We start from the raw sequence: 18916 nt of genomic DNA on the forward strand, positions 1-18916 counted from the left end.
TCTGGCCGAACTGCTCGCGCTCCTTGAGATAGGCGAGTGTGCGGTCGAACGCCTCCTGCGCCATGCCGAGCAGCTCGGCGGCAAGCAGCGCGCGGCCGACATCGAGCGCGCGGTCGATCGCGGCACGCGCGCCGTTGCCGCCGCCCAGCACCGCGCCCGCATCCACCCGCACCGCATCGAACCCGACATCGGCGGCGTTGCGACTGTCGATGAGGTCGAGCGGCGTGATCGCCACGCCGTCCGCGCGCGCATCGACCAGCAGCAGCAACGGGCCGTCGTCGCTGGCCGCCGTCACGATCATCCAGTCGGCATTGCCGCCATCGAGCACGAAACGCTTGGCCCCGTCGATCCGCCAGCCCGCGCCGTCGTGGGTGGCACGAGCGGCTAGCGTGTCGGGATCGTGACGCGATGCCTCGTCGATCGCGAGCGTGGCGATGCTCGATCCGTCGAGCAGGCCGGGCAGTAGCTGCGCCTGTTGGTCCTCGTCGCCCGCCGCGAGGACCAGCTCGATCGCGATCGCGGTCGCGACGAACGGCGTCGCCGCCAGCACGCGCCCCATCTCCTCGGCGGCGAGCCCGGCCGCGGCATAGCCCATGCCGAGTCCGCCTGCCGCTTCCGGCACCTGCGGAGCCGCAAACCCGGCCTCCGCCAGCTCGCTCCACAAGGCCGGGGCATAACGCCGCGGATCGCCGCCGTCGCGCAGTTCACGAAACGCCCCGACGGGCGCGCTGCGGGCCAGCAGGCTGCGCAGCGAGTCGACGAGCATCGTCTCGTCGTCGGTCAATACGAGCGCCACCGATCAGGCCCCGGGCAGGCCGAGCGCGCGCTTGGCGAGGATGTTGAGCTGGATCTCGCTCGACCCGCCGGCGATCGTGGTGGTCGGCGCATACAGCCAGTCCCTCGCCGCGATCCCCCGCGCATCGGCACCGGCCACACCCTCGACCGACATCAGCAGCTCCGACCGGCGCTTGTTGAGCTCGGTGCCGAACAGCTTCAGCACCGAGGCGGCGGTCGGCGCGGCCTGGCGCGCCTTGGCGAGATCGCCGTTTCGCTCCAGCGCGATTCCCATCGTCCAGGCGTCCAGCTCATACTGCAGGATGTCGGCACGCAGCGTGCCGCTGCGCGCCAGCCCTTCCCGCCCCAGCGCCTTCACGGCTCGCGCGGCCAGCGTCTCCTCGCCCATGCTCGACATCGGCAGCGATCCGATCATCTCGCGCTCATGGGCAAGCAGGTATTTGGTGACGTCCCAGCCGCGGCCGCGCTCGCCGACGACATTGTCCTTGGACACCGCGACATCGTCGAAGAAGGTTTGCGTGAACGGGCTGTCGCCGGCGATCAGCTTGATCGGCCGGGTGGTGACGCCGGGATCGGCCATGTCGATCAGCAGGAAGCTGATGCCCAGATGCTTGGGCGCATCTGGCTCGGTGCGGACCAGCGCGAAGATCATGTCCGCCTTGTCGCCCGAGCTCGTCCAGATCTTGGAGCCGTTGACCAGGAAATGGTCGCCCTTGTCCTCCCCCCGGGTCTGGATGTTGGCGAGGTCGGAGCCCGCTCCAGGCTCCGAATAGCCCTGCGCCCAGCGGATCTCGGCGCGGGCGATACGCGGCAGATGCTCACGCTTCTGCGCCTCGCTGCCGTACTTCAGCAGCGCCGGCCCCAGCATCCAGATGCCGAGGCTGTAGAGCGGCCGGCGAGCGCCGATCCGCCGCATCTCCTGCGTGAGGATCTTCGCCTCCTCGGCCGACAGACCCGCCCCGCCATACTCGACCGGCCATTCGGGCACCGTCCAGCCCTTGGCGACCATCCGCTCCAGCCAGACGCGCTGGTCATCGTTGGCGAAATACGGACGGCGACCGCCCCACACCGCCGTCTCGGGATCTTCCGGCTGATGACGCACGCCCGGCAGCGTGTTGTCCGCAAGCCAGGCGCGGGTCTCGGCGCGAAACGCCTCGGCCCCGCTCACGCCGCGAGCTTGCTGGTCGGGTTGGTGCTGACGAAGAACTGGCTGTAATAGACGCGGTTGCGGCCGAACGGACCGTCGCCGTCACAGATCAGAGGCGGGTCCATGCGCTTGTGGCGGTCGAGGATCACCTTGTCCTGGTCGAGCTGGCTGCAAATGTCCGCGATCAGCGCCTCGGCCAGCCGCGAACCGGCCTGCGCCTTGGGCTGGGTAAAGGCGAAGCGCACTTTCAGGTGATCGCGGTCGACCGGCGTGATGCCGCTGACCATCAGCGTCTCCGACAGGCCGGAGAACTTGACCCATGCCTGTCCCGGCCCCTGCGACAGCGCATCGATCTTGCCCTCGACGATGCCGCGCGGCGTGTTCAGCTTGATCTCGGCCAGCACCGCGCGCTGGATGCCGGTATAGCTGATCTTGTAGTCCGGCACCGTCGACGCGCCATGGACGAAGCGGAAGTGCGAGATGTCGACGCCGTTGTCGGCCATGTGCTCGATGCCGCTGAACACGTTCCACTCGAACTTCTTGTACGGCGTCCAGTCGGGGTGGCCGACCTCATCGAAGATCATCAGGTCCCACAAGGGCGCGATCCGGTCGGGGTGGTACCACACCCAGATCTGGCCATTGGCCTCCTGGGTCGGCCAGCTCGGCACGCAGTCCTTGCGCCGCGCCTGGGGCGGGATGACCCGGGCATAGGGGATTTCCTTGACCGCCCCCTCGCCGTCGTAGCGCCACGCGTGGAACGGGCATTCGAGGTAATTGTCGTGGACCTTGCCGCCATGCGCCATGTTCGCGCCATAGTGCACGCAATAGGCGTCGATCACGCGGGGCACGCCGTCATGGCCGCGCCACAGGGCGAGTTCCTTGCCGAAATAGCGGATCGACTTGACCTCGCCCTTGTCCAGCTCGTCGGAATAGCCGACCACGAACCAGCCGAACGGGTATTCGTCCGGCAGGTTGCGCTCCTCCGCGCTCGGCCGGTCGCGGACGTCGGCGAGCCGCCAGGCGTCGCGCTCCGCGCCCTGCAGGTTGGCGAGATAATGCCACACCGCGGGAAGCGGCGTGCGGGCATCGGTCGAGGCATCGTAATCGGCCATCATCGGATCTCCGTCAGGACTTGGTCGCGCCGAGCAGCGCCCATGCGTTTTCGTAGAGGAACTTCGGCCACACCTCGTCCTTCAGCGGAAGCTCGCGCAGTTCCGCGAATATCCGGTCGAGGCTGAGACCCATCGGGAAATAGCCGGCATAGAGTATCTTGCTTGCGCCACGACTGTTCATGAAGTCGACGATCGCCTTGGGATAGTATTTCGGCGCAAAGGCGCTGGTCGAATAATAGAGGTTCGGATATTTCAGCATCAGCTTGACCGCGAGCGCCTCGTCCGGTTCGGCCCCGTGCCGCATCACGAACTTCAACTCGGGGAAGAACCAGACCACTTCCTCGATCAGCTCGACCTTCTGGCACAGGCTCGGCATCCGCGGCCCGCAGACGCCGGCATTGACGAAGATCGGTAGCCCTTCCTCCGCACAGGCGGCGTAGACCGGGTAGAAGCGCTTGTCGTTGATCGGCAGCTGCGGATTGACGCCCGCGGGGAAGACGCTGACCGCGTCGATGCCGAACTCGCGCTTCGCCCGCCGGATCTGGCGCACCGCGGCCATGCCCTCGTTGGGATTGACTGGCAGGTCGAAGAAGAAGCGGTCGCGGTGGTCGCGATAGGCGGCCATGATCTCGGGCAGGGTCTCGACAAAGCCGATCATCGCGCGCGTGATGTTGTGCCGGTCCATGTGCGCGAGGGTCCAGGCGACCTTGTCCTCGACCGGTCCGACCGTCGGGATGTCCTTGAACATGTATTGCGCGGGCATGGTGAACTGGCGACGGCTCTCCTCGTCCATCAGCAGCGGCTTGAACGCCTCGAACCATTCCGTGTTGTCCGCGCTGATGGGGATGCCCAGCATGGTGTCGATGACCTGCTGGCCGGCGGGGAACACCATCAGACCGTCTCCACGACCTGGGCGAGGAAGCGCGCGCGCAGCTGCGCCTTGTCGACCTTGCCGGTGACGTTGCGCGGGAACGGGCCGAGGTCGAAGCAGACCGCGGTCGGCACCTTGTAATTGGCCAGGCTGGCGCGCGCGAGCGCCTTGACCGCATCCTCCGTCCAGCGCGCACCGTCGCGCAACGTCACCGCCGCGACCGCGCGCTCGCCGAGCCGCGCATCGGCGATCCCGAACAGCGCCACCTCGACGAAATCGCCTTCCGCGCCGAGCACGCGCTCGACCTCGGCGCTGTAGATGTTCTCGCCGCCGGAGATCACCATGTCCTTCTTGCGATCGACCAGGTGGATGAAGCCGTCGCCGTCGACCCGGCCGACATCGCCGGTGCGCAGCCAGCCGTCGACCAGCGTCGCGTCGGTCGCCGCGGCGGCGTTGCAATAGCCCGCCATGACCAGCGCGCCGCCGAGCCACAGTTCGCCCGCCTCGCCTGGGGTCACGTCGACGCCATCCTCGCCGACCACGCGCAGATCGACCACCGGCGAGGGCTTGCCGCACGACTCCGGCTTGATCGACGCCACCGCGCCGACGATCGCGGCGACGTTGCCCGACGCCTCGGTCATGCCCCAGCCGGAGGTCTGCATCGCGCGCGGCATCGCTCGTGCGATCCGCGCGGTCAGGCTGCTCGGCGTCGCCTGGCCGCCGACCCCGATCGAACCGACGCCGGCGAGGTGAGTCTCGGCACCCGGCGCGTCGAGCAGGTCGTTCAGCACCATCGGCGGACCCGAGATCATCGTCACCGTGTTGCCGGAAATCTGCGGCAGCGCCGCCGCGGCGTTCCAGCGGCGCATGGTCGTCAGCAGGCCGCCCGACTCGATCATCATGAAGAAGACGGTGAGCCCGGAAATATGGAACATCGGGAACACCAGCAGCGACGACGGGCGCGGGGCCATCGTCCGCAGCGTCTCGACCGGGATGCCGTAGCTATGGGCGGCCATCTCTAGCCCGATCGCCGACAGGAACTGGAGGTTGACGGTCATGTTGGCGATGTTGCGCTGGGTCAGCACCGCGCCCTTGGGCCGGCCGGTGGTGCCCGAGGTGAACAGCACCACCGCCGGCGCGTCGGCATCGACCCGCTGGTCGTCCAGCGCCGGACCGTCCTGTGCCGCCGCCATGATCTCGGCAAGCGCGAGGGTCGGCGTCGCAACTCCAGCCGCAACGATCCGCTCGGCCCGCTCGTCATCCGCCAGGATCAGCCGGCACGGCACGTCGGCAGCAGCCGCCGCCAGCTCGTCGCCGGCCCCGCGGCTGTTGAACAGCACGGCGACGCCGCCCGCCCGCACGATCGCCGCGAACGCGACGAACCACTCCGGTCGATTGCGCATCGCCAGCCCAACGCGGTCACCCGGCACGATCGCGTGCCGGTCGCGCAGCGCCCCGGCGAGCCGCCGCGACGCACCGAGTAGCTCGGCATAGGTCCAATACCGGCCATCCTCGCACGCCAGCGTCCGGTCGTGAAAGCGCTGCTCGGAGCGCGACAGGGTATCGACGATGTTGACGTCGGCAGCGGCATAGACCCGCATGGCGCGACCTTGAACGACCGCCTCGCGCACGGCGAACGGCCCCTCCGGCGCGGTCAGCCGGCCGGTGGCGGTCGCATAATAATCCATGACGCCGTCGGTCATCAAACCCTCGTCAGACATCCACGCCTAAATACTATAACGCCTTATAAGCTTCTACATGCATCGTTCGCAAGCCGAAAACAAGGTATGGCCGACCGGTCTAACGGTCACATTGCGCTATGACATAGTCTATGTGTTACGCAATTCAGCATGTTTTTGCCGGAAACGCGATTTGCCCGATTGATTTCCGAAGCGTCTTCGGTAATCAAGGCAGCATGAACACGCGCTCGCTCGCCAGTGTGTCGCATCGCCGCGTGGCCGGCCGGCCGCGGCGCTTGACCTTGCAGGCGATCGTCGACGCAGCCTGCGCGATCGGCATCGAGCGGGTCGAGATGGCGGCGCTTGCCGAGCGGCTCGGGGTCGGGGTGGCGACGCTCTATGGCTATGTTCGCGGACGCGAGCATTTGCTGGAGCTGGTCGCGGATCAGCGCGGTCGGCGCGAGTTGCTGGTCGATCGCGGTCAGCCCTGGGACGAACTCCTGCGCGAACACGCGGCCGGGTCGTTCGTCATCTACACCGTCTGGCCGCAATTGGTCGCGCTGATGATGCATGGCGGCCTCGGGCGCGAAGCTGAGGCTCCTTATCTCGATCACCTGCTCGCACTGCTGCTCGACCGCGGGATCGCGTCGTCCGACGCGCTGCTGCTCTACTATCGCGTCAACCAGATCGTGATCGGCGCAGCGGTGGGCGCGGCCTATGCTCGCGCGGTGGCGGCGGGGTCGCAAGCCACCGACCCGGTCGCGCGGCACCTGCTCGATGCGGACGATCTGCCGGCGCTGCGCCGGTGCGTCGCCGACGGGGCGGACAGCGCGGCCGCCGCCTGCGGCGACTATCGCGCACCGCTCGAATTGCTGATCGCCGACCATCACCACCGGATCGCGTCAGAAGGCGCGGCCAAGGAGAGGAATGACCAATGACCATCCATCAGACAGTGTCGCGGACCGGCGGCGGCCCCCTGGTCTGCGTGATCGGAGCCGGCCCCAGCGGCATCGCGACGATCAAGCGGCTCAAGGATTACGGGATCGCCTATGATTGTTTCGAGGCGTCCGACAATGCCGGCGGCAACTGGTATTTCCGCAATCCCAACGGCATGTCCGCCTGCTACCAGAGCCTGCACATCGATACGTCCAAGGCGCGGTTCGCGTTCGAGGACTTCCCGGTGCCCGACAAATGGCCCGACTATCCGCACCACAGCGAGATTTTCGCCTACCTCAACGCCTATCTCGACAATTTCGACCTGCGCGACACGATCATCTTCAACACCAAGGTGACGCGCGCACATCGCGAGGCGGATACGAGCTGGACGGTGGAGACCTCCGATGGCGAGCGGCGGCGCTACGACATCCTGATCGTCGCCAACGGCCATCATTGGGATCCGCGCTGGCCCGAGCCGACTTATCCCGGCGATTTCGCCGGCGAGCAGATCCACGCGCACAGCTACAACACGCCGTTCGACCCGATCGACATGCGCGGCAAGCGCGTGCTGGTGGTGGGTGCCGGCAACTCCGCGATGGACATCGCCTCGGAGCTGGCACAGCGCTCGATCGCGCAGTCGCTGACCGTGTCCATGCGCCACGGCGTCTGGGTGTTCCCGAAATACCGCAAGGGCAAGCCGTCCGACAAGGCGATGATGCCGAGCTGGGTGCCCGAGAAGGTGCAGCGCTTCTTCTACGAGAGCACGTTCAAGAGCGAGGTTGGCGCGATGGAAAGCTATGGCCTGCCGACGCCCGACCACAAGCCGTGGCAGGCGCACGGCTCGCTTTCCACCGAGTTCCTGCTGCGCGCCGGTAGCGGCGACTTGAAGGCGGTGTCGGGTATCGAGCGGTTCGACGGCAGCACGATCCACTTCAAGGACGGCCATTCCGACGAGTTCGACGTGATCATCTGGGCGACGGGCTACAAGATCAGCTTTCCGTTCTTCGACCAGCCGATGTTCAACGCCGATGCCGACAACCGGCCGCCGCCGCTGTTCAAGCGGATGCTGATCCCCGGCGTGTCGAACCTGATCTATATGGGGCTTGCGCAGCCGCTGCCGACGCTGGTCAATTTCGCCGAGCAACAGTCGAAGCTCGCCGTTGCCTATATCAAGGGTGCGTACGCATTACCCACCGAGACCGAGATGCGGTCGGCGATCGTTGCGGACGACACCTTCTATCTCAGCAAATATTACCGCAGCCCGCGCCACACGATCCAGCTGAATTTCTACCATTACAAGGAACGGCTGGAGAAGGAGATCGCGGCCGGGATCAAGCGGCGGCGGCGCGGGCGCGCGGCGGCGGCCTTCCCCAACGCAGTGGCGGCCACCGAAGCCGCCTGAGCCGTCCGCCACCCGACGAAAGGACCAGCCGATGGCTGACATGGTACTCGTGCATGGCATGTTTCAGGGCGGCTGGTCGTGGGACCGGCTGACCCCGGCGCTTACAGCGGCCGGCCACCGCACGCATACGCCCGATCTTGCCGGGTGCGGCAGCGATACCACTCCGGTGATGGAGTGTACGCTGGAGCGGTGGACCAGCGACGTGGCGCAGATCGTCGCGGCGCAACCCGAACCGGTCGTGCTGGTCGGCCACAGCCGCGGCGGCCTGATCGTCAGCCAGGTGGCGGAGCGGGTGCCCGACAAGGTCGCCGCGATCGTCTATCTGACCGCGCTGATGCTGCCGGATGGTGCCAGCACGATGGACCTGCCGCAGATTATCGCGGACGAGGGTGTCGCGATGGACGGTGAAATGCTGCCGCCGCGGTTCAGCGAGGACGGCCTGTTCATGCTGCCGCCGCTCGATCCCGACGAACATCTGCACCATGGCTATTCGGATGAGGACCGCGCCTGGTCGACCGCGCGGCTGGGAAAGGAGCCGGTGTTGGCGATGGCGACACCCTTGTCCCTCAGCGCCGAGCGCTACGGCCGCGTGCCCAAAGTCTATGTCGAGACGAGCCGCGACCGGACACTGCCATTGGGTGCCCAGCGCGCGATGATCGCGCGCGGCAAGCCGGACGAGGTGACCACGGTTGATGCCGACCACATGCTGATCGTCACCCATGTGCCGCAGGTCGCCGCCATCCTGAACGACGTCGCGCAACGTTATGCGAGTTGAAGCCGCGCTGATGACGGATTGAGCACCCATTTGGTGGTGTTCGGACGCAAGCGTTGAACTTGGATGCTTGTGACTATGTAAGCGCGTCGGCCCATTGACGGATATCTACGCATGTGATGTATAGCCCTTCAAGAGCGCCATAACGCGCTGTGGAGGGGATTGAATGGTCACGAAATTCAGCGCGCTTGCGTCGGTGGGGCTCCTCGCGATGGTCGTGGGATTGCCCGCCCAGGCGCAGACGAGCGTGCCCGGAGCCGGAACGCCGGCCTCCGCACCCGATGCGACGACCACCGGCTCCGAGAGCGTTGCGGCGGCGCGTCCGTCCACCACTACCGAGGCGCAGCCGGGCACCGATCGGGTCAGCATCGGCGACATCGTCGTCACCGCCCGCCGTCGTGAGGAGTCGCTCGAGCGCGTGCCGATCGCGATCACCGCCTTGTCCGGTGCGGCGCTGGCGCAGCGCTCGGTCGTGTCGGTCGACCAGCTCCGCTCGTTCGCGCCGTCAGTCAACATCTCGGCGCAGGATCGCGGCGAGGCCACCTTCTATATCCGCGGGCAGGGTCCCGGCATCCTTGGCGGCGGCCAGCGCAACTTCACCAGCGTCGCAACCTATTTCGCCGAGGTGCCGACGGCGATCGCCGGATCGGGCGTGTTCTACGATCTTGCCAACGTCCAAGTGCTGAAGGGGCCGCAGGGCACATTGTTCGGCCGCAACACCACGGGCGGCGCTGTGCTGTTCGAACCGGCCAAGCCGACCTTCGAGATCGGCGGCTACCTCAAGGGCAGCTACGGCAATTACGATTACCATGAGATCGAGGGCGAGCTGAACCTGCCGATCGTCGATGACGTGCTCGCGATCCGCGTCGCCGGCGATTACAACCGCCGCCACGGCTTCACCACCAGCGTGATCACCGGGCAGCAACTCGACAGCCGCAACAACGATTCCTATCGTGTGTCGGTGCTGTTCAAGCCGACGACGAGCATCGAGAACGTCACGATCGTCGACAGCAACTATCGCAACAACACCGGCTCCGGCGACGTGTTGCGGCAGGTCTATCCGCAGGCGCAGATCAGCTCGCTGTCGCTGCCGGGCGTGCCGGTGGCGATCCCGATCCGCGTCGCCTCGCCGTCGAATACGTTCATCGGCTGTCTGCAGGCACCGCTGCCGGGCTGCTTCACCGGTCCGTTCGCCGCGCAGCAGACCGTCGGCGCGGCGCTGGCCACCCAGGCCCCGGACATCAACGGCAACCCGTTCGTCGGCTTCGGGCTGACCGGGCTGACCCCCGCCCAGATGAACGCCGCGCTCGCGCAGCAACAGGCCTTGGGACCGCGCCGCACGCTGGAGCCGAACCTGCTGTTCCGGCGCGTCCGCGATATCGGCGTCACCAACCGGACGACGTGGCAGATCGACGACAATCTGCTGGTGAAGAACATCATCGCCTTCCGCCGCGAACGCACCGCCGAGATCAACAATCTGACGGGCCCGTTCAGCTACATCACCACATCCTATGCCAATGGCGGCGTGCCCTATGTCCGCGGCTTCGAGCAGTTCACCGAAGAGCTTCAGCTGCAGGGCAAGATCCCCAATATCGGGCTGAGCTACATCCTGGGTTATTATCACGAGCAGGCCGTGCCTGGGTTCAACCAGACTTATCGCGGTACTGCCTTTGGCGTGACGACGAACACCGCCCAATATTACAACGACAAGAGCGATGCGGCGTTCGCGCATGTCGAGTACAGCATCGTCAGCGGCCTGCAGTTCAGCGGCGGTCTGCGCTACACGCGGGACAAGCGCTTCGCGCAGTCGAGCGTCACGCTGGACAACGGCACCTGCTATCAAACCGACCCTGGCACCGGCCTGCCGATCTGCCCGGCGTCGGGCAGCGCCAAGTTCCGCGCGCTGACCGGGGATGCGACGCTGCAATATAACCTCACCAGCACGGCGCTGGTCTATGGCGCGTACCGGCGCGGCTACAAGAGCGGCGGCCTCAACCTGCCGGCACCGACGGCGGCGACGCGGCAGTTCAACCCCGAGCATGTCGACGACTTCGAAGTCGGGATGAAGGGCGACTTCAACATCGGCGTGCCGCTGCGCGCCAATGTCGCCCTGTTCTACGACAAGTATAAGGACATCCAGATCATCGTGCCGGTGTTCGTCAACGGCAACACGACGACGGCGGCGGTGAACGCGGCGAGCGCGATCATCAAGGGTGTCGAATATGAGGGGACGATCCAGCCGTTCCGCGGCTTCCAGCTGTCGGGTTTCGTCTCCTATCTGGATGCCAAGTGCCAGGTCGATGCCGGCACCGGTTGTCGCCGGGGTCGCCAGATCCCCTATCAGCCGCATTGGAAATACTCGGTCAACGGCCAGTACAAGCTGCCGCTGCCGGGCGACACCGACGTGACCGCGTTCGCGACCTATTCCTTCTCCAGCCGGGTGACGACCGGCGATCCGGACGCGGCCCGCGCCGGGTTGCTCGATACCTATCCCGGCTATGGGACGCTCGACGCCCGGCTCGAATGGCATGATGCGATCACCAAGGGGGTGGACCTGTCGGTGTTCGGGTCGAACCTGACCAACAAGAACTACATCACCGGCGGCTACCCGCTCGCCTCGTTCCTGGGATCCGAGGTCGCGCTCTACGGCGAACCGCGGACCTATGGCGTGTCGCTGCGGGTCCGCTTCGGCAAGTGAGGCACCGGAGCTGACGCCCGAACCGGTGTCAGCTTCGCACCCGCGGGCGCGGTAGCGGCGCGCCGCCGCGCATCGTCTCGATGAACCGCTCCAGCGGGGCGGGTTCGGCGACGGGTGCGTCGTGCGGCTTGCCATCGCGCGCCCAATAGGTCTTCCAGCTCGGGAACAGATCGTGCCAGCTGCCATGATAGGGCGGCACACCCGGCCAGCGCATCTTGCGCTCGCCGATCGGCGGCTTGTTGAGGTCGCTGGCGTACCAGTAGAGCGGCAGGCGACGGCGGAAATACCAGCGCGCGTCAATCCGCTCATACTGGTCGAAATACATCATCTGCATGACGACCCAATCGGCCCCGCTCTCATGCTCGTTCTTGGAATAGACGACACCCTGCGCGTGATCGGGATCGTCGAAGTCGATGACATGACCGCCGATGTGATGCGAGGTGCCATCGAACTGCATCGAATGGGTCTCGTCGAACCAGTCGCGCAGCGCCTTGCGGCCGGACTTGCCGCCGCCGACCTTCACGTCCGCCGGGAACAGGTTCACCCACACATCGGAATCGCGCATGTCGAGCGCCAGCGAGTATTTGGCCGCGAGCTGGCGGATCGCATCGATCGATTCCAGACGGTCGATGCGTTGGGCGAGGTCCGTCGTCATGCCATATCCTTGCCGTGCCGCTGGTGGTCGGCAGGTTAGGCAGTGCGGCGTAGATTGACAATTCTTTTACGCATCCGACTTTCAACGCGTAGTGGTCAGTCGCTCTCGTCGGTGATCGTCCGCGACGCCGCGATCCGTGCGACCCCGACCTCGTATTTGACATTGTGAACGGAGATGGAGGTCTCGACATCGCGCACACCCTCCAGCACGCGGATGCGGCTGAAGATCAAGCTATTGAGCTGCTCGATGCTGCTGAACAGCCCCATCGCCATCAGGCTGTAGCGCCCGAGCAGCACGATCACGCAATTGATCTCCGGGATATCGGCGAGCTGCTTCGCCAGCGCGCCAACGCGGCCCGGATCGGCCTGAATGCCCAGCATCACCAGATTGGGCGATCCCGCCACGCGGAAATCGGTAATAACCGCGAACTGGATCAGGCGCTCGGTCTGCAACCGCTTGATGCGGCTGCGGATCGTGCCTTCGGTGATGTCCAGCTCCGCCGCGATCCGGCGATTGGAGACGCGCGCGTCGCGGCTCAGCTTCTCGATGATCCGCCGATCGAGCTCGTCGAGGCGGTAGCCGCTCAAAGCGGGGCCACGTTGAATTCGAACTTGACGATGTCCGCAGCGATCCCCGGCGACAGCGCGTTGACGCCGGCGATGCCGGCGACGTGATCGAGCAGGAACAGGTTGATCTCGGTAAAGTCGTGCAGCGCCACCAGCATCTCGATGTCCTGTGCGCCGTTCATGATGTTGACGCTCAGCACTTCCGGCAGCTTCGCCAGGTCGCGCGCGACATCCTCGACCTCGCGGCCAGCGACCTTGACCCCGACCGCGATCAGCACGTTGTAGCCATGGGCGGAGAAGTCGGTCACCGCGACGACGCGCGACGCGCCGATATCCTCCAGCCGCCGCAGCCGTGACGATACGGTGGCGGCAGTGACCGACAGCCGCTCCGCTATCTCCTGATTGGTCGCACGGCCGTTGACGCGCAGCATGTCCATGATGCCGCTGTCCAGCGCGTCCAGCGTCGTCGGGGACAAAGTCTTGCCCGACCTGATCTGCACCCTCGCCTCTCCCCGCCCCGGTCAAGGGCCATGTGTACGAACCGGAGCCGCATTCGCCAAGGTGCAAATATCAGGCCTCGCGCCGCGCCGCCTCGCGCGCGACGAGCTCCAGGAACAGCGGGCGCTCGCCGCCGCCATGCACCGACAGCTCCGCGCCGCTGATATAGGCGGCGGCGGGCGAGGCGAGGAACGCCACCGCTTCCGCAACATCCGCGCCGCACCCCATCCGCCCGAGCGGTAGCGATCGCGCGATCCGGTGCCGCGCCGCGTCCGACCCATAGGTCTCCTGGGGATCGTCCGTCTCGATCAGGCCGACGATGATCGCGTTCACCCGGATATGCGGCCCCCATTCCTGCGCCAGGCTCCTCGTCAGGCTCAGCAGGCCCGCCTTAGCTGCACCGTACATCGCGGTGCCCGGGGACGGGCGCACGGCGGAGACGCTGGCGATGTTGACGACCGACCCGTTCGCCGCCTTGAGGTGCGGATGCGCCGCCTGGGCCATGTGCAACGGTGCCATCAGATTGAGCGCGACGATCGCCTCCGAAAAGCGCGGGCTGGCGACCGCGGCGTCGACCTTTGGCGAGCCGCCGGCATTGTTGACGACCGTATCGAGCCGGCCGTGGCGGGCAATCACCGCGTCGACCAGATCACGCACCTGAGCCGGGTCGCGCACGTCGCACGCGACGAAATCCGCCTCCCGCCCGTCCGCCGATGGCGGCGCATCCGGCTGAGTGCGGCCGCAGGTCGTCACCTCGCAACCCGCCATCAACAAGCGCCGCGCGATCGCCGCGCCGATCCCCCGCGTGCCGCCGGTGACGATCGCGACCTTGCCGTCGAGTCCGTTCATGCGCTCCCCGTCCGATCTATGACGCCGGCCTACAAATCGGTGCGGCTGACCCTGATACCATGACTGCGTCGTAAAGTGCCATACTTGCTCCGCGTTCTACAAAACGCCATGACGCGGCCGAACATCTAGAAGGCGCGCAACATGGACATCTTCTCGCCGGTAACGCTCGGTGCCCTGCGGCTGGCGAACAGGGTCGTCATGGCACCGATGACGCGCGATCGCGCCGGTGACGCCGACGAGCCGACCCCGCTGATGCTCGAGTATTACCGCCAGCGCGCCAGTGCCGGACTGATCGTGACGGAGGGGACGCAGCCCAGCGCCACCGGCAAGGGCTATTGGCGGACCCCCGGCCTCCACGACGCGGTGCAGGTGGAGGGCTGGCGGCACGTGGCGGATGCCGTGCAGGGCGCGGGCGGATCGCTCGTCGTCCAATTGATGCATGTCGGGCGGGCGGCGGTTGCCGCGAACAAGGCGGCGGACGCGGAAACGGTCGCACCCTCGGCGATCGCCTCGCGCGAACCGATCGCCGGCCCCGACGGGCAGCCCGTCCCGCCAGCGATGCCGCGGGCGCTGGAGACCGCCGAGATCGCCGGCGTCGTCGAGGAGTTCGCGCAAGCCGCCCGCAACGCCCGCGCCGCCGGCATCGATGGCGTCGAACTTCATTGCACCAGCGGCTATCTGCCGATGCAGTTCCTCTCCACCGGCAGCAATCGCCGCACCGACGGCTATGGCGGCGCGACCGCCAATCGCATCCGCTTCGTGGTCGAGACGCTGGAGGCGATCGCGGCGGCGATCGGCGCAGACCGGGTCGGCCTGCGCGTCTTTCCCGGCAATCCCTATAACGACATGCAGGACGACGATCCGGCGGACACCTATGGCGCGCTGATCGATGCGCTCGATCCGCTCGGCCTCGCCTATCTACACCTCATCCACTATCCGACGCCGGAACTCGATGCGCTGGCGTTGCTGCGGCCGCGCTGGTCGGGGCCGATCATCGCCAATAACGGGCTGCGGCTCGATACCGCGCGAGCGCTGCTCGACACCAGTACGGTCGATGCGGTCTCGTTCGGCCGCGCCTTCATCAGCAATCCCGATCTGGTCGAGCGCTTCCGCGTCGGCGCGCCCCTCGCGCGGCAGGATCGCGACACCTTCTACACCGGCGAGGCGAAGGGCTACACCGACTATCCGGCCTGGTCCGCCGACAGTTGAAGCGCGTTCAGGTCAGGCCGGGCGGGCAGTTCGGCAGCATCGCCTCGTAGCGGCCGGCCGTCCAGCCGCCATCGACCGCGATCTCGGCACCGGACATGTAGCTCGCATCGTCGCTCGCGACGAAGGCGGTGACCCGGGCGACCTCGTCGGGCTCGCCGATCCGTTGCAGCGGCACACTGCGATAGCTGCGCGCGTTGACGACCTCGCTCGCCTCGGCGGCAGGGTTGCCCATGTCTGTATTGATGCCGCCGGGATGGATCGAGACGACGCGGATGCCGAACGGGCCGAACTCATAGGCATAGGATTTGGTGATCCCGCGGATCGCCCATTTGCTCGCGGTATAGGCGCTCAGGCCGTTGCAGCCGCGCAGCCCGTCCACCGACGAGATGTTGACGATGACGCCCCTGCCGTTCGCCTTCAGGGCCGGAACGGCGTGCTTGACCCCCAGCATCGTGCCGATGACGTTGATCCCCAGCACGCGCTCGGCATCCTCCTTGCGCAACTCGTCCGCGCCACCGACGTGGAGCACGGCCGCGTTGTTGACGAGAATGTCCAGCTTGCCGAACCGCGCCACCGTTGCCGCCACAGTTCGCGCCCAATCCTCCTCTGAGCGTACATCCAGCCTCTGGAACATGGCCGCATCGCCGATCTCAGCGGCGACGGCCTGGCCCGCATCTTCCAGCACGTCGCCCAGCACGACCGTCGCGCCCTCCGCCGCGAACAGCCGTGCGGTCGCCGCGCCCATGCCCCGCGCCGCGCCGCTGATGATCGCCGTCTTGCCGGCCAGTCTTGCCATCTTCCTTCTCCATACCAAATGCTACGCAAGCCAAGCGTTCCATATCGTTCTTACCCTGGATTGCGTTCCGCTTCGTAAGTACGTTGCGCAATAACGGGCTTTCAGGCAAGACAAAGCGATGCGGTACTCGCAACCGAATAGGAGAGTGATGTGACTCGCGGAACGCTGCACCGGCCGTTGCTGGCCCAGGATGTCGCGACTTGGGATATCGAGACCGACGTGGCGGTGGTCGGCTTCGGCGCGTCGGGTGCGTGCGCCGCACTCGAAGCGGCAGCGGCCGGCGCGAAGGTCACGATGTTCGAGGCGGGATCGGGCAGCGGCGGCACGTCCGCCTTGTCGGGGGGCGAAATCTACATCGGCGGCGGCACTGACGTGCAGCGCGCCGCCGGCTTCGACGACACCGTCGAGTCGCTGGCGACCTACCTCAAGATGTCGGGGGGCACCCATGCCGACGTCGCCAAATGCGACCTCTATGCCGAGAACAGCCTAGACCATTTCGCCTGGCTGAAGGCGCAGGGTGTCCCCTACAAGGGCACCTATCTGCCCGGCAAGATCATCGAGCCGCCGGAGGACGACACGCTGATCTGGTCGGGCAGCGAGGAGGCCTGGCCCTACGCCGCGGCGGCGACGCCGGCCCCGCGCGGCCATGTGATCCAGTTCATGGGCTGGGGCGGCGGCCGCAAGCTGATCGACATCCTGGAGGCACGCGTCCGCGATGCGCATGTCGAGGTGTGTGTCGATGCCAAGGTGCAGAGCCTCGTCACCGACGGCGAGCGCGTCGTCGGGCTGGTGGTGCGCATCAACAACGCGCCTGTCCATGTCCGCGCGTCGCGCGGCGTCGTGCTGGCCACCGGCGGGTTCTGCATGAACCCGGCGATGCTCGCGCGCTACGCGCCGGCAACGTTGAAGATCTCCGATCCGATCGGCGACAACGACAATGGCTCGGGCATCCTGATGGGCATGAGCGCCGGCGGCGATGCGATCCACATGGACGAGTTCTTCACCACCTGCCCATGGATCATGCCGTCCGACTTCGTGAAGGGCATCTTCGTGAACGAGGCGGGCAACCGCTTCATCAACGAGGATTGCTATCACGGCCGCGTCAGCCGGACGATGATCGACCAGCCTGGCGAGAAGGTGTGGCTGCTGGTCGACAACGCGATCTTCAGCCAGCCGCTCGACCTCGCGCGCATCAACATCGCGGCGGTGGGCGACAGCTGGGAAGAGGTGGAGCGCGAGCTGGGCCTGCCCGAGCGGACGCTGGCCGCGACCGTCGCCACCTTCAACCACTATGCTGCCGAGGGTCAGGACCCGGTGTTCCACAAGGCGCCGGCCTGGCTGAAGGTGCTCGACGAAGGCCCGTTCGCCGCGCTGGAGCTCAACTTCCGTGACAGTTATTTCTCGTTCTTCACGCTGGGCGGGCTGTCGACGCTGCCGACCGGGCAGGTGCTCGACCGGGCGGGCGATCCGGTGCCCGGCCTGTTCGCCGCCGGCCGTGCCACATCCGGCCTGCCGCGGTCGGGGCATGGCTACAGCTCGGGCATGAGCCTTGCCGACTGCACTTTTTTCGGGCGGCAGGCGGGTCGTCACGCCGCGACGGCAAACGTCTGAACGTCGGCAGGTTCTGCAAAACCACGCTTTGACGTCTCGATCTCTGCTAGTTGCGGTGTTATAGACAATTTTGAGAGCGCATCCTTTGGGTTGTCGCTGGATGGATGAGGATCAAGGCGATGGCGACGACCAAGGATTACGGCCTGGGCGAGTTCCAGTTTGCGCGGGGCTGGTTCATGATCGCCGGCGCGAGCGAGGCGACCACGACGCCCAAGGCGGTCCGCTTCTTCGGCCAGGAGATGGTGCTGTATCGCGGCCAGACCGGCACGCCGCATCTTGTCGAGGCCTATTGCCCGCACATGGGCGCGCATCTCGCGCACAATACGACCTCGTACATCGTGCAGGATGGCGACCAGGTGGTCGGCGACTCCATCCGCTGCCCGTTCCACGGCTGGCGCTACGACGGCAGCGGCCGATGCGACAACATCCCCTATTCCAGCTTTATCCCGAAGACGGCGACGCTCAAGACCTTCCCCGTGCAGGAGCGCGCCGGCATCGTCTGGATGTGGCATGATCCCGAGGGGCTGGAGCCGGACTATCCGCTGCCCGAGTTCGGCGGCCATCATGGTGCGCCCGGCTGGGTCGACTGGAAGATCGACTTTATGGGCGACCTCGACATCCATGGCATCGAGATCCTCGATAACATGGCGGATTTCGGCCACTTCATCCCGATCCACGGGGCCAAGGACTTCCAGTATTTCGCCAACGACTTCCAGGGTCATGTGCTGCATCAATATTACAGCGCCGGGCATCGCACCCTGACCGCCTCGGACGAGGACCAGCTGGTGCTCGACACCTGGTATACCGGGCCGTCGATCCTCCAGGCCGAGATGGCGGGGGCGTTCGACTCCTTCATCATGATCGCGCACACGCCGATCGACGACGGCCGCGTGCGCGCCTGGCACGCGCTGATGGTCAAGGTGCATGACGGCTCGCGCGCGATCAGCGACGAGGATCGGGCCGGCGCGCTCGGCTATCAGGAGGGCAGCCGCCTCGCCTTCGCGCAGGATGTCGAGATCTGGCAGAACAAGCGCGCCTGCATCAACCCGCTCGCAGTCCCCAACGACGGACCCTATGGCAAGGTCCGGCTGTGGTATCGGCAATTCTACAATCCGCGTGCCATGGCGGAGGGCATCCACAAGCGCGTGAACGGCCTCGTCGTCACCTATGATCAGCGGCCAGGCAGCAAGGCGGCCTAATGAACGGCGAACGCAAGGTCGCCGTCGTCACCGGCGCGAGCCGGGGCGCGGGGCGCGGGATCGCGGCGGCGATGGGCGCGGCGGGATGGCGCGTCTACGTCACCGGACGGACGCTGGAGGA

Annotated in this window: 17 protein-coding genes and 1 pseudogene; 8 read left to right on the forward strand and 10 right to left on the reverse strand. The window is 66.6% G+C overall.

Annotated elements, in window-relative coordinates; translation table 11 throughout:
• The 5 genes from HUU96_RS02125 to HUU96_RS02145 form a co-directional block, all read right to left on the reverse strand.
• Window positions 1-796, reverse strand: a 796-nt coding sequence (locus HUU96_RS02125) for an acyl-CoA dehydrogenase family protein (protein ID WP_174291217.1), incomplete at its 3' end; no start/stop codon positions are given.
• 3 nt (window positions 797-799) lie between these two features.
• Window positions 800-1963 carry an acyl-CoA dehydrogenase family protein gene (locus HUU96_RS02130; protein WP_174291218.1) on the reverse strand — a complete coding sequence of 388 codons (1164 nt, stop codon included), beginning with the start codon at window positions 1961-1963 and terminating at the stop codon, window positions 800-802.
• Window positions 1960-3054: a Rieske 2Fe-2S domain-containing protein gene (locus HUU96_RS02135; protein ID WP_174291219.1), complete on the reverse strand. Its 1095-nt coding sequence runs from the start codon at window positions 3052-3054 to the stop codon at window positions 1960-1962. Before HUU96_RS02135 ends, HUU96_RS02130 begins: the two co-directional genes overlap by 4 nt.
• 13 nt (window positions 3055-3067) lie before the next feature.
• The gene (locus tag HUU96_RS02140) at window positions 3068-3946 is read right to left on the reverse strand and encodes an amidohydrolase family protein (RefSeq protein ID WP_174291220.1); all 879 of its coding nucleotides are present in this window, start codon (window positions 3944-3946) and stop codon (window positions 3068-3070) included.
• Window positions 3946-5628, reverse strand: coding sequence for a class I adenylate-forming enzyme family protein (locus HUU96_RS02145; protein ID WP_174291221.1), 1683 nt, complete (start codon window positions 5626-5628; stop codon window positions 3946-3948). Before HUU96_RS02145 ends, HUU96_RS02140 begins: the two co-directional genes overlap by 1 nt.
• A gap of 212 nt (window positions 5629-5840) precedes the next feature.
• On the opposite strand from HUU96_RS02145, the gene HUU96_RS02150 reads away from it, so the two are divergent.
• The 4 genes from HUU96_RS02150 to HUU96_RS02165 all read left to right on the forward strand — a co-directional run bounded on the left by HUU96_RS02150 (window position 5841) and on the right by HUU96_RS02165 (window position 11412).
• Complete coding sequence (locus HUU96_RS02150; RefSeq protein ID WP_174291222.1) at window positions 5841-6542, forward strand: TetR family transcriptional regulator; 702 nt, start codon at window positions 5841-5843, stop codon at window positions 6540-6542.
• Window positions 6539-7942, forward strand: a complete 1404-nt coding sequence (locus HUU96_RS02155) for a flavin-containing monooxygenase (protein ID WP_174291223.1) — start codon at window positions 6539-6541, stop codon at window positions 7940-7942. The genes HUU96_RS02150 and HUU96_RS02155 overlap by 4 nt, the downstream gene beginning before the upstream one ends.
• Before the next feature lie 31 nt (window positions 7943-7973).
• The gene (locus HUU96_RS02160; protein ID WP_174291224.1) at window positions 7974-8717 is read left to right on the forward strand and encodes an alpha/beta fold hydrolase; all 744 of its coding nucleotides are present in this window, start codon (window positions 7974-7976) and stop codon (window positions 8715-8717) included.
• A 163-nt stretch (window positions 8718-8880) separates the two neighbouring features.
• The gene (locus tag HUU96_RS02165; protein ID WP_174291225.1) at window positions 8881-11412 is read left to right on the forward strand and encodes a TonB-dependent receptor; all 2532 of its coding nucleotides are present in this window, start codon (window positions 8881-8883) and stop codon (window positions 11410-11412) included.
• Between the two features lie 28 nt (window positions 11413-11440).
• Here the strand turns inward: HUU96_RS02165 and HUU96_RS02170 are convergent, their stop codons facing one another.
• From HUU96_RS02170 to HUU96_RS02185, 4 genes are all read right to left on the reverse strand, one after another.
• The gene (locus HUU96_RS02170) at window positions 11441-12067 is read right to left on the reverse strand and encodes a nuclear transport factor 2 family protein (RefSeq protein ID WP_174291226.1); all 627 of its coding nucleotides are present in this window, start codon (window positions 12065-12067) and stop codon (window positions 11441-11443) included.
• A 95-nt stretch (window positions 12068-12162) separates the two neighbouring features.
• The gene (locus tag HUU96_RS02175; protein ID WP_174291227.1) at window positions 12163-12654 is read right to left on the reverse strand and encodes an Lrp/AsnC family transcriptional regulator; all 492 of its coding nucleotides are present in this window, start codon (window positions 12652-12654) and stop codon (window positions 12163-12165) included.
• On the reverse strand, window positions 12651-13133 hold the full coding sequence (locus tag HUU96_RS02180; protein WP_254604901.1) for an Lrp/AsnC family transcriptional regulator: 483 nt from the start codon (window positions 13131-13133) through the stop codon (window positions 12651-12653). The genes HUU96_RS02175 and HUU96_RS02180 overlap by 4 nt, the downstream gene beginning before the upstream one ends.
• A 70-nt stretch (window positions 13134-13203) precedes the next feature.
• Entirely contained in the window at window positions 13204-13980 is a 777-nt protein-coding gene (locus HUU96_RS02185; protein ID WP_174291228.1) for an SDR family oxidoreductase, read from the reverse strand.
• 141 nt (window positions 13981-14121) lie between these two features.
• Between HUU96_RS02185 and HUU96_RS02190 the strand changes: the two genes are divergently transcribed.
• Window positions 14122-15189, forward strand: coding sequence for an alkene reductase (locus HUU96_RS02190; RefSeq protein WP_174291229.1), 1068 nt, complete (start codon window positions 14122-14124; stop codon window positions 15187-15189).
• Between the two features lie 7 nt (window positions 15190-15196).
• Here the strand turns inward: HUU96_RS02190 and HUU96_RS02195 are convergent, their stop codons facing one another.
• A complete protein-coding gene (locus HUU96_RS02195) occupies window positions 15197-15985 on the reverse strand; it encodes an SDR family NAD(P)-dependent oxidoreductase (protein ID WP_174291230.1) in 789 nt (262 codons plus the stop codon).
• A 150-nt stretch (window positions 15986-16135) separates the two neighbouring features.
• Here HUU96_RS02195 and HUU96_RS02200 point away from each other — a divergent pair, with 150 nt between their 5' ends.
• The 3 genes and pseudogenes from HUU96_RS02200 to HUU96_RS15045 form a co-directional block, all read left to right on the forward strand.
• Complete coding sequence (locus HUU96_RS02200; protein ID WP_174291231.1) at window positions 16136-17596, forward strand: FAD-dependent oxidoreductase; 1461 nt, start codon at window positions 16136-16138, stop codon at window positions 17594-17596.
• Window positions 17597-17715: 119 nt separating this feature from the next.
• Window positions 17716-18795, forward strand: a complete 1080-nt coding sequence (locus HUU96_RS02205) for a Rieske 2Fe-2S domain-containing protein (protein WP_174291232.1) — start codon at window positions 17716-17718, stop codon at window positions 18793-18795.
• Window positions 18795-18916: pseudogene (locus HUU96_RS15045) on the forward strand (SDR family NAD(P)-dependent oxidoreductase); the annotation flags it as partial. The gene HUU96_RS02205 and the pseudogene HUU96_RS15045, both read left to right, overlap by 1 nt.

This window comes from Sphingomonas bacterium (genome assembly GCF_903644135.1).
GTDB lineage: Bacteria > Pseudomonadota > Alphaproteobacteria > Sphingomonadales > Sphingomonadaceae > Sphingomonas.